Origin of the sequence: Sphingomonas baiyangensis, assembly GCF_005144715.1 — a bacterium.
Taxonomy (GTDB): Bacteria; Pseudomonadota; Alphaproteobacteria; order Sphingomonadales; family Sphingomonadaceae; genus Sphingomonas; species Sphingomonas baiyangensis.
Genome location: NZ_SWKR01000002.1, coordinates 878,134 through 891,818, shown reverse-complemented (window position 1 = coordinate 891,818; position 13,685 = coordinate 878,134). Strand labels below are relative to the sequence as shown.

Genomic DNA, 13,685 nt, shown 5'->3' with positions numbered 1-13,685 from the left:
GTAGCAAATCCTACAAGATACATCGGCTTTCGCGATGCGAAGCGATGGTCGCGCAGTGCTGGAAATCGGCTGTTCAGCTACCTAGATTGCTGCCAGCGGCCAGGGAGCGCCACCATGAACGGTCTTTTGGCCTATCTCGATTCGATTCGCGCGCGCGATCCGGCACCTCGCTCGCGCGCAGAGATCCTGCTGTATCCGGGCGTCTGGGCGCTTTTCTACCACCGCATCGCGCACCGGCTTTTCGGCTGGCGCCTGTTCTTCCTCGCGCGGCTGGTCAATCACTGGTCGCGCTGGATGACCGCGATCGACATCCATCCGGGCGCCACGATCGGCCGCAATTTCTTCATCGATCATGGTTTCACCGTCATCGGCGAGACGGCGGTGATCGGCGACGATGTGACGATCTATCAGTGCGTGACGCTGGGCGGCACCAGCCCCGACAACGGCGTCGCGGGCAAGCGCCATCCGACGCTGGCCGATGGGGCCATCGTCGGATCGGGCGCGCAGGTGCTCGGGCCAATCACGCTGGGCGCGCGTGCGCGTGTCGGTGCCAATGCCGTGGTCACGAAGGACGTGCCCGAAGGGGCGACGGTGGTAGGCATTCCCGCCAAGCCCGTTCCCGTCGAGGCCGAGACGTATCAGCGCGCGTTCGTGCCCTATGGCACGCCCTGTGCGCAGCAGTTCGACCCCGCGACGCAGAAGATCGAGCTGCTGCGCTGCGAGCTCGAGACGCTGCGCGGACGGCTCGATGCGCTGATGGCCGAAGAAGCCGAGCGCCGCGATCGCGCGTGAGCGGTATCGTCATTCCGTTGCGTGGCGGCACCGGCGCGCCGTCGCAGGTAGGGTTCGAGCGCGAGGAACTCATGCGCATTCTTGACCTCTACGGTCGGATGGTCGCCGCAGGGCATTGGCGCGATTATGCGATGCAGTTGGGGCGCGACGCGGCGGTATTCGCTGCCTTTCGTCGCGCCGCCGAGCATCCCGAATATCGTATCGAGAAGCGCCCCGCGCTGCGCAACCGGCAGGGCATGTGGGCGCTGGTGGGCGAGGGCGGCCATGTGCTGCGCCGCGGCCATGACCTTCCCCCGGTCCTCGCACCCATCGAGCGCCGGCTGATGAAGTTGATCGCCGACTAGGCCGTAGCGGCGACCGGCGGCAGGCGCCGCCCGAGGCTGCCAAGCATTGCTACCACGCGCTGCCGCATCGGTTGCCAGAAGGCCGACACCGTAAGCAGCGCCGATCCGATGAGCAGCCCGGTGAACGCCGCGCCGAGCTCGACCGCGCCGACGGCGACGAACATCGCATAGAGTGCATAGAGGACATAGGCGAGGCTCGATACGAGCAGCGCGCGCCGATCGATCGCCAGCGCGACGAGGCCGAAGGCGACGTAGAGGCCCAGTACAAGCACTGCTACCGGCACGCCGATCGTGCCGTCGAGCACGCCGAGCATCTGGAATATCGGATGCGCGATGAGCGGCGCGGCGGCTAGGTGCAGCCAGAACGCCACGTCGCTGCGCCGAGTCTGCCGCGCGGTGTCGCTCATGTCCCAGCGCATTGCGAGCGCGAACACGCCGAGGCCGCCCAGGAGTACGAACGGAAACGCCATGTCGCCGATTCCGGGAAATGCGGCTACCAGCAGCGCAATTGCGGTGCCGACGATCGCCAGCGCGCCTGCGGCAACGGTGATCGGCACCATGAAGCGCCGCCAATGCGCCCATGCAGCGGCAGCCCCGCCCAGTGCGATCGCCCCCATGACGAGCGCGTCAATGCGATCGGGCAGCATGGGGTTGGCGGCAGCCAGCGCGGCCACAGGCGTTGCGATGACGCCGCCGACAAAAGCGAGCATCAGCAGGATGCTCGGCAGCGCCATGCGCCGGCGCCGCGTGGAATATTCAGCGAGAAACCACGCCGCCACTGCCACGCCGAGACCGCCCGCGGCGGGCGTGATTGCCGCCCCGATCTGGCTGATCGCGGCCAGCAGCAGCGCCAGCGCGACTGCCACGAAAATATCGTTGAAGCCCGTGAGAAGGCGAAAATGCTCTTCGTCGACGGCGGGCGTGCGGCGCTGCGCCGCGACATGGTTGCGCAACGCATCGGCGGTTTTGCGCGGCAGGATGCCGGCCTCGACCGCGCCGTTCAGATCGCTTTCGCTATACATCGGTCACCTCCCTGTATTGGGGAAGTATGACACCAGTGTATTGCTCATGCAATACGGCTTAGGCGCTCAACCTTGCAGCTTGCGGAAGATCGCCTGCGCCTGTTCGCTGCCCGATTGCGGCACGATCTCGCCCGCCCGGTCGATGATCGCGGCCCAGTTCGCGGCGACGCCCTCCGGGCTGAGGTCGTCGCCGGTCAGGCGCACGCCGTCGGTCAGCGTGATGTTCGTTGCCTGGAACACGCCGGCGCCCGCCCCGACGATCACGTTGCTCGGCGCATCCTCGCTGACGAGATAGAGCGCCGCCGGGGCCACGCTTTCGGGCGTGAACAGCGCATAGGCGGCCTCGGGGAAGATATCCTCGGTCATGCGCGTGCCTGCGGTCGGGGCGATGGTGTTGACGCGCACGTTATATTTAGCGCCCTCGAGATGCAGCGTTCGCGCCAAGCCGGCGAGTCCGAGCTTGGCGGCGCCGTAATTCGCCTGGCCGAAATTGCCGTACAGGCCCGTCGACGATGCCGTCATCAGGATGCGGCCGTATCGCTGGTCGCGCATCGCCTCCCACACCGCCGAGGTGCAGATCGCCGATCCGATCAGATGCACCTGCACCACGAACGCGAAATCCTCGTGGCTCATCTTGGCGAAGCTCTTGTCGCGCAGCACGCCAGCATTGTTGATGAGGATGTCGACCCGCCCGAAGCGTTCGCGCGCCTCGGCGACCATCGCCTCCATCGCGGCAGCGTCGGTCACGCTGCCACCGTTGGCGATCGCGCTTCCGCCTTCGGCCACGATCTCGTGGACCACGCGCTGCGCGGTGTCCGACGTACCCGCACCGTCGCGCGCGCCGCCCAGATCATTGACCACCACATTGGCGCCGCGCCGCGCCAATTCGAGCGCATAGGCCCGGCCCAGCCCGCCGCCCGCGCCGGTGACGATCGCGGTCCTTCCATCGAAACGTATCGCCAATTCGGCCTCCCCAAACATCCTATGCATGGTGCCTAGGGCAAAGCTTTCGGATACGAAAGAAGGGGCGCGGCATCGCTGCCACGCCCCTTTTTCAGCATTATGGGGTCAGACGATCAGACGCCGCCGGGATTGCGGCACTTGTCGGTCTGGCCGCGCTTGCACACCGGATATTCGGCGAGCGGTGCCGGCGCGGGATAGACCTGCGACGGCGGCGGCGCGGGGACGAAGCGGACGTTGGCGCCGGCTGCCGGCGTGCCGCTGATGGGCGGTTGCGCGGGCATGTAGCCACCTTCGGTCATGTTGCCGCCGCTCATGCCCGACTGACCCGCCATCGGCATGGTCGAGTTCTGCATCGGCTGCTGCATCGGCTGGCTCTGCATCGACTGATCGGGCGCGGTCTGCTCGACCGGCTCGTCCTGCACCGGCTGCATCGGCGTCGGCGTTTCCTGCATCGTGGTATCGCCCTGCATCTGGCCGGCGGGCGGCGTTGTGGGGGCAGGCATGGTCTGGGCGAAGGCCGCGCTGCTCAGCAGCAGGGCGGTGCTCATGGCGATGAACTTCATCGTGAAACGCTCCTCGAAACTGCACGCATTGATGCGTGCTGAGGCTAGGGGAACGCCCGTCCTGCCAATTCTTTCCGTCGTTTCGTCTCCGAATCCGTACCCGGTCGCCGCACCTGGCGGCTCAGCCCCCCGAATCGAGCGCGTAGCCCGCCGAGCGCACGGTGCGGATGATGTCGGGTCGGTCGCCGTGATTGATCGCCTTGCGCAAGCGGCGGATATGCACGTCGACGGTGCGGCTCTCGATATCGCTGTCATGGCCCCATACCGCATCGAGCAGCCGCTCGCGCGAGAACACCCAGCCCGGATGTTCGAGGAAATGCTTAAGCAGCCGGAATTCGGTAGGGCCGAGCGGTACGACGGCGCCGCCGCGCCGCACCTTATGGCCTACCGTGTCCATCTCGATATCGGCATAGGTAAGCTGTTCGCCCGCGAGCGCCGGGCGCACGCGGCGCAGTACCGCGCCCACGCGCGCGACGAGTTCGCGCGGCGAGAAGGGCTTGGTGACATAATCGTCGGCGCCGGTCTCGAGCCCGCGCACGCGGTCTTCCTCCTCGCCGCGCGCGGTGAGCATGATGATCGGTACGTTCGCCGTCTCGCTCATCCGGCGCAGGCGACGGCAGACCTCGATTCCCGAAAGACCCTCGACCATCCAGTCGAGCAGCACGATATCGGGCGTCGCCTCCTTGGCCAGCAGCAGCGCTTCCTCGCCATCGGGCGTGTGCTTGACCTCGAAATCCTCGCGCTTGAAATGCCAGGTGAGCAATTCGGCGAGCGCCGCATCGTCTTCCACCAGCAACATGCGTACCCGCGCCATCGTAGCGATCCTTACTTGCCCGAGATCGTATCCATCCTGTCGCGCTCGCCCAGCTGTTCGCCCGTCGCGGCGTAATAGACCATCTCGGCGAGGTTGGTCGCCTGGTCGCCGATCCGCTCGAGATTCTTGGCGATAAACAGCAGATGCGTCGCCTGCGTGATGCTCTTGGGGTTTTCCATCATGAAGGTAACGAGCGCGCGGAACAGCGAGTTGTAGAAATCGTCGACCGCGCGGTCGCGCTCGCCGATCGAGGCGGCAAGCTCGGCATCGCGCGCGGCGAACGCGTCGAGCACGTCATGCAGCATGTCGCTGGCGACGGTCGCCATCGCAGGCAGCACCGACAAGGGCTCGATGTGATTGGCTTGCTCGACCTCGACCACGCGCTTGGCGATGTTCTTGGCATGGTCGCCCACGCGCTCGAGGACGTTGGCGATCTTCATGCCGGCCACCACCTCGCGCAGATCGTCGGCCATCGGCGCGCGCAGCGCGATCAGCTGGACGGCAAGCCGCTCGACCTCGCTCTCGAGCGCGTCGATGCGCTTGTCGCCCTGCACCACCTCGGCGGCGGCTTCGAGATCGTGGCGCACCAGGGCCTGAATCGCCCCTTCGATCGCGGCTTCGGCAAGCCCGCCCATCTGCGCGATCAGACCGCGCAGCTGCCCCAGTTCGTCGTCGAAGACCTTTACGGTATGTTCGTTCATGCGAAGTTCCCGACCGGTGCCGTTAGCCGTAGCGACCGGTGATGTAATCCTTGGTGCGTTCCTGCCTCGGATTGGTGAAGATATCTGAAGTTACGCCATATTCCACCAGATGGCCCAGGTGGAAGAAGGCGGTGCGCTGCGATACGCGCGCGGCCTGCTGCATGTTGTGCGTGACGATGACGATGGCGTAGCGGCCGCGCAGCTCGTGAATCAGCTCCTCGATCTTGGCGGTCGCGATGGGATCGAGCGCCGAGCAGGGCTCGTCCATCAGGATTACCTCGGGATCGACAGCGATCGCGCGTGCGATGCACAGCCGCTGCTGCTGGCCGCCCGAAAGCGCGGTGCCCGAATCGTGCAGCCGGTCCTTCACTTCCTCCCACAACCCCGCGCGGCGCAGCGACTGTTCGACCACACGATCCATGTCGCTCTTGACCGGCGCAAGGCCATGAATGCGCGGCCCATAGGCGACATTCTCGTAGATCGACTTGGGGAAGGGATTGGGCTTCTGGAACACCATGCCCACACGCGCGCGCAGCTGCACCACGTCCATCGCGGGCGAATAGATGTTCTCGCCGTCGAGCGTGATGTCGCCTTCGACACGCGCGATGGGGATGGTGTCGTTCATGCGGTTGAGCGTGCGCAGGAAGGTCGACTTGCCGCAGCCCGAGGGACCGATGAACGCCGTTACATTCTCCTGATCGACGTCGATCGACACGCCCTTGATGGCGTGCGTGGCGCCATAATAGACGTGCACGTCGCGCGCCGACATCTTGGTCGCGGGCAGGGAATTATCGGTCATCACCAGCGGGTCTCGAAGCGGTTGCGAAGATAGATGGCGAGCGCGTTCATCGCGAGCAGGAAGACGAGCAGCACGATGATCGCGGCCGAGGTCTTCTCGACGAAGCCGCTGCTCACCTGATCGGACCACAGGAAGATCTGCACCGGCAGCACGGTTGCGGGGCTGGCGAGATCCTCGGGCGCCGAGCCGATGAAGGCGCGCATGCCGATCATCAGGAGCGGTGCCGTCTCGCCTAGCGCGCGCGCCATGCCGATGATCGTGCCGGTAAGGATGCCCGGCAGCGCGAGGGGCAGGACATGGTGGAACACCACCTGCACGCGGCTGGCACCGACGCCAAGGGCCGCGTCGCGGATCGAGGGCGGCACCGCCTTGATGGCGTTGCGCCCGGCGATGACGATGACGGGCATGATCATCAGCGCCAGCGTGAGGCCGCCCACGATCGGTGCCGAGCGGGGCATGTTGAACGTGCCGAGAAACACCGCGAGGCCGAGCAACCCGAAGATGATCGAGGGCACTGCCGCCAGATTGTTGATCGATACCTCGATCAGGTCGGTCCAGCGGTTCTTGGGCGCATATTCCTCGAGATAGATCGCTGATAGCACGCCGATGGGGAAGGCAAGCGCTAGCGTGACCGCCATGGTCAGCAGCGAACCCTTGAGCGCGCCCCAGATGCCCGCGCTGGTGGGATCGGTCGAATCGGAGCCCGTGAGAAAACTCCAGTTGAACCCGCGCGTCAGCGCACCCGCCGCATTCAGACGCGCGGCGGCGGCCTCGATGGCGGGCTCGGCATCGTCGGTGGCGGCCAGATGGATGCGGCTCGACGCCGGCACCGCGATGGTGACGCGCCGGTCGAGGATCGAGGGATCGTCCTTGATCGCCTCGCGCACCGTCAGCCAGGCATTGTCGGCCAGATAGTCCTCGCCCTCGTCGCCGAATGCCGAGACCGCGGCGACGCCGACGGCGTTCTGGAGGCCAGCACCCGCCAGCGCCAGATCGGCGCCGCGTTGCGCGAGCTGCTCGCGCTCGACATCGAGCGACAGCGCGGGGAAATCGAGCGGGAGCGCGATCTCGGTGCGCACGAAGCCGCCCGCGCCGTTGATGAGCATGGTACCGAGCAGGAAGACGAGAAACGCCGCAGACAATGCGACGGCTCCGAGCCCGAGCAGCCGGAAGCGGCGCTCGGCGGCATAGCGCTTGCGGATGCGCGACTGCATCGCGTGCGTCTTCCAGTCGGTCGGCGCGCGCTCGGCCGGCTCGCGGCCGTTGGTGACAGGAACTTCGGGAACGAGGGTGCTACTCATTCATAGGCCTCGCGATAGCGCTTCACCACGCGCAGCGCGACGATGTTGAGCAGGAAGGTGATGACGAACAGCGTGAGCCCGAGCGCGAAGGCGGCAAGCGTCTTGGGACTGTCGAACTCGGCCTCGCCGGTCAGCAGATCGACGATCTGCTTGGTGACGGTGGTGGCGCTCTCCATGGGGTTGAGCGTGATGTTCGCCGCACCCGATGCGGCCATGACGACGATCATCGTCTCGCCGATCGCGCGGCTGACCGCGAGCAGGATGCCGGCGACTACGCCGGGGAGCGCCGCCGGCAGCAGCACGCGCCCGATCGTTTCCGAAGTGGTGGCACCCATCGCCAGACTGCCGTCGCGCATCGATGTCGGCACCGCGGCGATCGAATCGTCGGCCATCGACGAGACGAAGGGTATAATCATCACCCCCATCACCAGCCCCGCCGCGAGCGCGCTTTCCGAACTGGCGTACGGAAAGCCCAACAGCGCGGCGAAGTCGCGCAGCGCCGGCCCCACCGTAAGCGCGGCGAAATAGCCATAAACCACGGTCGGCACGCCAGCGAGAATCTCGAGCAGCGGCTTCATCCAGCGGCGCACCGCGGGTGCTGCATATTGGGTGAGGTAGATCGCGCTCATCAGCCCCAGCGGGATCGCCACCGCCATCGCGATCACCGCGCCGATGAAGAAGGTGCCCCAGAACAGCGGCACCGCGCCGAGCGTCGCACCCGGATCGCGCTCGCTGATGACCTGCGGGCTCCACACGGTGCCGAACAGGAAATCGGTGATCGAGACGATCGAGAAGAAGCGTGCGCTTTCGAACAGCAGCGACAGGAAGATGCCGAGCGTCGTCAGGATCGCGATGAGCGACGCGACGAGCAGCATCAGCATCACGCCGCGCTCGACTTGCGTGCGGGCGCGAAAGGCGGGCGCGATGCGCGTGAACGCATAGGCGCCGCCGGCGAACGCGAGCAGCACGGCAATGCCGGTGCCGATCCACGCATAGCGTGCGATATAGACCTCGAACGCGGGGGCCAGCGTCTCGGCGAGCGGGTTGAACGCGCCAAGCCCTTCGGTGCCCGCCAGCGCGCGCGCTTCGCCGAGAATGGCCTGCCGCTCGAAGCCGGCGGCGGGCAATTGCGCCGCCTCAGGCGTCGCAAGCACCGCATCGACGACGAGCGCCGGGCTCAACCACGACCAGAAGGCGATGAAGATCAGCGTCGGCGCCGCGATCCACATCGCGACGTACCAGCCATGCTGACCGGGCAGCGAGTGGAGGCGCTCGCGCCCGCTCGACTGGAGCCGCGCAGCGCGCGCGCGCGCGACCAGCCAGCCGATGAGCGCCAAGCCGAATGCGAGCAGGATGAGGGGAAACAATGTCATCGCAGCGCGTCCGCCGAGAGCGTCATGCCGCGCGCGATGATCGCGGCCGACCGCTCGCGAACGGGCGCGGGTGCTGCGATCATGCCGCGTCGCACCAGCGGACCGTCCGGCCCCCAGGCCGCTGCATAATCCTCGAGGAATGCAGCGAGCCCCGGCACCGCGCGGATGTGGCGCTTCTTGACGTAGATGTAGAGCGGGCGGGCGCCGGGATAGGCGCCGCTCGCCACCGTCTCGTAGGTCGGCGTGGTGCCGTCGATCGGCAGGCCGCGCACGCGCGAGGCGTTCTCCTCGAGGTAGCTGAAACCGAAAATGCCGATCGCGCTGGGATCGGCGACCAGCTTCTGCACGATGAGATTGTCGTTCTCGCCGGCATCGACATAGGGGCCGTCGGAGCGGATGAGCACGCATGCCTCGTCATAGGCGTCGCCCTCGAGCTCGGCGGCGGCGGGCCAAGCCGCTTCGCAGCCGGGCTCCATCATCAGCTCGTTGAACGAATCGCGCGTGCCGCTCGTCGAGGGCGGACCGAACACCGTGATCGGGATGGCGGGCAGCGCGGGGTCGACATCGGCCCAGGTCCGCGCGGTGTTGGGCCGGCCCATCGGATTGGCGGCAAGCGCGCGGTAGAGATGCGCGCGCGTCAGCGACAGCGGCTGCGCCTGCGCCGCCTGCGCGATCGCAAGACCGTCGGCGCCGACCTGCACTTCCATGATCTCGGTTACGCCGTTGGCGGCGCACTGCTCGAACTCGCCGATCGTCATCCGCCGCGATGCGTTGAGCAGATCGGGATGCTGCGGACCGATGCCAGCGCAGAACTGGTTGATGCCCGCGCCAGTGCCCGTCGACTCGATAACCGGCGCGCGCATGTCGGGCCGGCTGTTGTTGAACGATTCGGCGACGGCGGTGGTGAACGGATAGACCGTCGACGATCCCACCACCCGGATTTCCTCGCGCGCGGCGCCGCTGTCGCTGCACGCGGAAAGCGCGAGCGCGATCAGGCTGAGCGGAAAGGCAATGCGTGGCATGATGATCCGGTGCGCAACGGGACGGGTAAGGCGTGTCATCGGCGCTAGCGGCCGTTCACGGAGCCTTTGTTGCAGCGGTGTTGCGGTTTGATGACATGGTGCCCGTCGGCAGCAGCACGCTGACCGTCGTTCCCGCGCCCTGCACGCTGGCGATATCGAGGCGACCGCGATGACGCTCGACGATGTGCTTGACGATCGACAGGCCGAGCCCCGTGCCGCCCATCGCGCGGCTGCGCCCCGAATCGATGCGGTAGAAGCGCTCGGTCAATCGCGGCAGATGCTCGGGCGCGATGCCTTCGCCCTCGTCGGTGACCGAAAGCCGCACCATCGCACGCCCGTCGCCTTGCAACGCGATCGTCACCGGCGTTCCGGGGCGGCCGTACTTCATCGCGTTGCCGACGATGTTGTGGAGCACCTGGCTTAGTTGCGCGCGGTCGCCGCGTACCGCCGGCACATCGCCAACGACGGTGCACAGATCGGCTCCGCGCCCGTTGCTGGCAGCGGCGATCTCGCCGCGCACCTCCTCGACCAGCGCGGCGAGATCCACCGATTCGTGCGGCTCGCGGAACTTCTCGGCCTCGATGCGCGACAGCGACATGAGGTCGTCGACCAGCCGGCGCATGCGGTTCGCCTCATCGTACATCACCTTCAGGAAGCGATCGCGAATCTGCGGATCCTCGCCCGCCTCGTCGCGCAGCGTCTCGATGAAGCCTAGAATCGAAGCGAGCGGCGTGCGCAGCTCGTGGCTGGCATTGGCGACGAAATCGACGCGGATGCGATCGGCAGCATAGGCGCCGCTGCGGTCGAGCAGATGGACGATGCGCTCGCCGGTCGAAAGATCGTGCACGCGCATTTCCCAGCGTTGGTCGCGCGTGCCGAGCCCCACCAGATGAATAGGTTGCGCGCCATCGGCCCCGCCGGGCGTTACCAGCCGCTCGGCGGCGGCCGGATGCCGGATCGCGAGACGCACGTCGCCGCCCGGAATATGCTCGCCGAGCAGCGCACGTGCCGCTGCGTTGGCGTGGAGCACGCGCCGGTCGGCGATGACGAGCACCGGCTCGGCGATCGCCGCGATGATCTCGCCCAGCAGGGTGGCGGAGGCGACGGGCGTCGAGGCGGGCTGTGCCGACGGCATGGGTTCCCCCTCGGCGTCGCCGTTCCCGATCGCCATCAGCACGGCCGCGACGCCGCCGACCAGCGCCACCACGACCGCCTCGATGCTGGCGCCGATCATCAGGCCGGCGATCGCGGTGATCGCGGCGAGCGAAAGCGCTAGCGTGGCGCGAATCCCCCAATTGTGCAGCATCGCGCATGCTGTAGGACGCCGAGGAACCGCGCGAAAGCGACAATGGAAGGCGCTTAACCCTCTTTTACCATTGCGTAAGGCGGCAAAGGCTAGAATGACTGCGCCATGACCGATCAGCCCCCCTCGCAGCCCGATCGTTCACGCCGTGCGCTGATGCTCGGCGCCGTGGGTGCGTCGGCGATAGTCTCGATCCGCCCGGCGCTGGCGCAGACCGCCGCGTCGATCTCGACCTGCGAGATCCCCGTGCCCGATGCCGGTCGTGCGGGCAGCTATGTGGCAGCCGATGGCACGCTCGTCGCGCCCGGTACACAGGGCGCCGTGCCGCCGGCTGGACGACCCTTTACCGGCGAGGACGTAAAGCGCGCGATGGCGGGCGGCAGGTTGCCGGGGACCACGGCCGAGCAGAGCCGCGCCTACACCAACTATATCCGTCGGCTCCAGCAGGGCACCAGCGGCTTCACCTGCTTCGCATCGCTCCAGATGCCGCGCGGCTGAGCCGCCGCCTGCGATGCCCGCGACCCGCTATCGCGCGGCGCCCGCAGCCACGCTTTCGATCGTCTCGCTCGATCTGATGCGCGCGGTGTATCACCGCGCGTCGGGCCGGACGCATCTGGTCTCCGAGCCGGTGCCCGAAATCCTTGCGGCACTGGCCGATGAGCCGCTCGACGAGGTGGCGCTGCTCGACCGTCTCGCGCGCGATTATGCGATCGAGGGTGATGCTGCGGCGCTTGGCGAGCGGCTGGAAGAACTCGTCGCGACCGGTTTGGTCGAACAGCTGTGAACCACGTCTTCGCAGTACGCATCGGCCCCGTCGGGTTCCGCGTCGGCTCCGACTGGCGCGCGCCGATCGATACGCTCGCCGACCTGTATCGCGACTATCCCGCGCCCGAAGACGGCATTCCCGATTTCAGCGTGCGCCTGTTCGCGCGGCGGCCCTGGCGACGCGTACTGCGTCCGCAGGTGATGATCGGCGGCGATTACACCATTCCCGATGCCGCGCCGCTGCCGCTGTCGCTGGGCCTGCTTGCCGCCGAGATGGGCATGAATCTCCAGATGGCACTCGCGCAACGCCGCTATCTGCTGCTCCACGCCTCGTGCATCGAGCGCGATGGGCGCGCGATCCTGATGACCGGCGAATCGGGAGCGGGCAAATCGACGCTTGCGGCATTGATGATGGCGCGTGGCTGGCGGCTGATGGGCGACGAGTTCGCGCTCGTCGAACCCGAGACGGGGCTTATCTACAGCTTTCCGCGCCTCGTCAGCCTCAAGAACCAGAGTGTCGGGGTAGTGGGCGAAGCGCTGCGCGGCGCGCGGTTCGGGCCGTGGCAGCGCGACACGCCCAAGGGCGATATCCGCCATCTGGTGCCCGACGGCGCGTCGATCGCGGCGATGGCCGAGCCCGCGCGCGCAGCCGCGATCCTGTTCCCTGCCTACGGCCATGCACCCGATCGCCGCGAGGTGGCGCCGGGCGAGTGCTTCGTGCGGCTGACACAGGCCTCAACCAACTACGTCGCGCTCGGCGAGCGGGGCTTCGATACACTGACGCGGTTGGTGCGCGACGTGCCGGCAACCGCGATCGACTATCCCGATGCAGCCACCGCCTGCGCGATGGTCGAGGAATTTGCGGCATGAGCGGCGTGCTGCTGGCACGAACGATGCGCAATCCCGCGCAGATCGCGACGCTCGACGCAGCGGGCTGGACGGCCTTGATCGGCGCCGCGCGCGCCGAACAGATGCTGGGCAATCTGGCGCATCGGCTCGAAGGCCTCGCGATGCCGGCGGCGGCGGCGCGCATTCTCGCCGATGCGCGCGCCTCTGCCGGGCAGGGGCGGATCGCCGCCTTGTGGGAAGCCGAGATGGCCCGCCGCGCGCTTGCGCCGTTGGGGGTGCCGGTGGTGCTACTCAAGGGCACGGCGTTCGTCGCGGCGGGGCTGTCGGCCGGCGCGGGCCGCTCGATTGGCGATCTCGACATTCTCGTACCGCACGCAGTGCTCGATGTCGTCGAGCACGCGCTGCTCGCCGCCGGCTGGGAATGGGTGAAGCCCGACCCCTATGACGATGCCTATTACCGGCGCTGGATGCACGAGCTGCCGCCGCTCATCCACCGCAGCCGTGATCGCATGATCGACGTGCACCACACGATCCTTCCGCGAACTGCCCGCCCCACGCCCGACGCCGCGCTGCTGATCGCCGACGCCATGCCGCTGGGCAATGGCCTGTCCGTGCTGAGCCGCGAGGACATGCTTGTGCATGCCGCCGCGCACCTCTTTGCCGATGGCGATCTGGCGGGAGGCTTGCGCAACCTGTGGGACATCCATTGCCTGCTCGACGAATGGGACGCGCCGGGCTTTCGCGAGCACGTCTCAACACGCGCGCGGCATCACGGCCTTGGCGAAGCGATTGCGCGGGCAATGCGGCTCAGCGATGCGCTATACGGCGCCGGCGCGAAGCTGACCGCTGCCGACCGATGGTTCGTACGCCGCGTGACGGGGCGCGATGGCTGGGGCGTGCAGCGCCGAAAGGCCAGCGAGCAGGCTTTCTACTTGCGTGGCCACCTGCTCAGGATGCCGCCGCCCATGTTGGCGCGGCACCTGTGGACCAAATGGCGCAAGGGCTACCGCCCCATCGGGTAAGCGCATCGCGCCGCTATGGAAATGGCAAGGCTTTCATGGCACGAGCGCCGCG

The 13,685-nt window shown here is 67.4% G+C and carries 16 protein-coding genes; 6 read left to right on the top strand and 10 right to left on the bottom strand.

Annotation, left to right across the window (positions count from 1 at the left end):
• Positions 1-114: 114 nt before the first annotated feature.
• Both epsC and FBR43_RS07530 read left to right on the top strand, forming a co-directional pair.
• Positions 115-792, top strand: a complete 678-nt coding sequence (gene epsC / locus FBR43_RS07535) for a serine O-acetyltransferase EpsC (protein WP_136942579.1) — start codon at positions 115-117, stop codon at positions 790-792.
• A complete protein-coding gene (locus FBR43_RS07530; protein WP_136942578.1) occupies positions 789-1,136 on the top strand; it encodes a DUF2794 domain-containing protein in 348 nt (115 codons plus the stop codon). The genes epsC and FBR43_RS07530 overlap by 4 nt, the downstream gene beginning before the upstream one ends.
• On the opposite strand, the gene FBR43_RS07525 is transcribed toward FBR43_RS07530, so the two are convergent.
• The 10 genes from FBR43_RS07525 to FBR43_RS07480 form a co-directional block, all read right to left on the bottom strand.
• Positions 1,133-2,158 (bottom strand): hypothetical protein, encoded by a 1,026-nt coding sequence (locus FBR43_RS07525; RefSeq protein ID WP_136942577.1) that lies wholly within the window; start codon positions 2,156-2,158, stop codon positions 1,133-1,135. The genes FBR43_RS07530 and FBR43_RS07525 overlap by 4 nt on opposite strands.
• 66 nt (positions 2,159-2,224) lie before the next feature.
• A complete protein-coding gene (locus FBR43_RS07520; protein ID WP_136942576.1) occupies positions 2,225-3,121 on the bottom strand; it encodes an SDR family NAD(P)-dependent oxidoreductase in 897 nt (298 codons plus the stop codon).
• Between the two features lie 113 nt (positions 3,122-3,234).
• Entirely contained in the window at positions 3,235-3,684 is a 450-nt protein-coding gene (locus tag FBR43_RS07515; RefSeq protein WP_136942575.1) for a hypothetical protein, read from the bottom strand.
• 121 nt (positions 3,685-3,805) lie between these two features.
• Positions 3,806-4,498 carry a phosphate regulon transcriptional regulator PhoB gene (gene phoB, locus FBR43_RS07510; protein ID WP_136942574.1) on the bottom strand — a complete coding sequence of 231 codons (693 nt, stop codon included), beginning with the start codon at positions 4,496-4,498 and terminating at the stop codon, positions 3,806-3,808.
• Positions 4,499-4,509: 11 nt separating this feature from the next.
• Entirely contained in the window at positions 4,510-5,199 is a 690-nt protein-coding gene (phoU, locus tag FBR43_RS07505) for a phosphate signaling complex protein PhoU (protein ID WP_136942573.1), read from the bottom strand.
• Positions 5,200-5,221: 22 nt separating this feature from the next.
• On the bottom strand, positions 5,222-5,998 hold the full coding sequence (gene pstB / locus FBR43_RS07500) for a phosphate ABC transporter ATP-binding protein PstB (RefSeq protein WP_136942572.1): 777 nt from the start codon (positions 5,996-5,998) through the stop codon (positions 5,222-5,224).
• Positions 5,998-7,299, bottom strand: coding sequence for a phosphate ABC transporter permease PstA (gene pstA, locus FBR43_RS07495; protein ID WP_136942571.1), 1,302 nt, complete (start codon positions 7,297-7,299; stop codon positions 5,998-6,000). The genes pstB and pstA overlap by 1 nt, the downstream gene beginning before the upstream one ends.
• Complete coding sequence (pstC, locus tag FBR43_RS07490; RefSeq protein ID WP_136942570.1) at positions 7,296-8,672, bottom strand: phosphate ABC transporter permease subunit PstC; 1,377 nt, start codon at positions 8,670-8,672, stop codon at positions 7,296-7,298. Before pstC ends, pstA begins: the two co-directional genes overlap by 4 nt.
• A complete protein-coding gene (locus FBR43_RS07485) occupies positions 8,669-9,694 on the bottom strand; it encodes a substrate-binding domain-containing protein (protein ID WP_136942569.1) in 1,026 nt (341 codons plus the stop codon). Before FBR43_RS07485 ends, pstC begins: the two co-directional genes overlap by 4 nt.
• Before the next feature lie 55 nt (positions 9,695-9,749).
• Positions 9,750-11,000 carry an ATP-binding protein gene (locus FBR43_RS07480; RefSeq protein WP_136942568.1) on the bottom strand — a complete coding sequence of 417 codons (1,251 nt, stop codon included), beginning with the start codon at positions 10,998-11,000 and terminating at the stop codon, positions 9,750-9,752.
• A 105-nt stretch (positions 11,001-11,105) separates the two neighbouring features.
• Here FBR43_RS07480 and FBR43_RS07475 point away from each other — a divergent pair, with 105 nt between their 5' ends.
• The 4 genes from FBR43_RS07475 to FBR43_RS07460 are packed head-to-tail and all read left to right on the top strand — an operon-like array spanning position 11,106 to position 13,633.
• Complete coding sequence (locus FBR43_RS07475) at positions 11,106-11,495, top strand: hypothetical protein (RefSeq protein WP_136942567.1); 390 nt, start codon at positions 11,106-11,108, stop codon at positions 11,493-11,495.
• Between the two features lie 13 nt (positions 11,496-11,508).
• On the top strand, positions 11,509-11,781 hold the full coding sequence (locus FBR43_RS07470; protein WP_136942566.1) for an HPr-rel-A system PqqD family peptide chaperone: 273 nt from the start codon (positions 11,509-11,511) through the stop codon (positions 11,779-11,781).
• Entirely contained in the window at positions 11,778-12,632 is an 855-nt protein-coding gene (locus FBR43_RS07465) for an HprK-related kinase A (RefSeq protein ID WP_136942565.1), read from the top strand. Before FBR43_RS07470 ends, FBR43_RS07465 begins: the two co-directional genes overlap by 4 nt.
• On the top strand, positions 12,629-13,633 hold the full coding sequence (locus FBR43_RS07460) for a nucleotidyltransferase domain-containing protein (RefSeq protein ID WP_136942564.1): 1,005 nt from the start codon (positions 12,629-12,631) through the stop codon (positions 13,631-13,633). Before FBR43_RS07465 ends, FBR43_RS07460 begins: the two co-directional genes overlap by 4 nt.
• Positions 13,634-13,685: the final 52 nt, after the last annotated feature.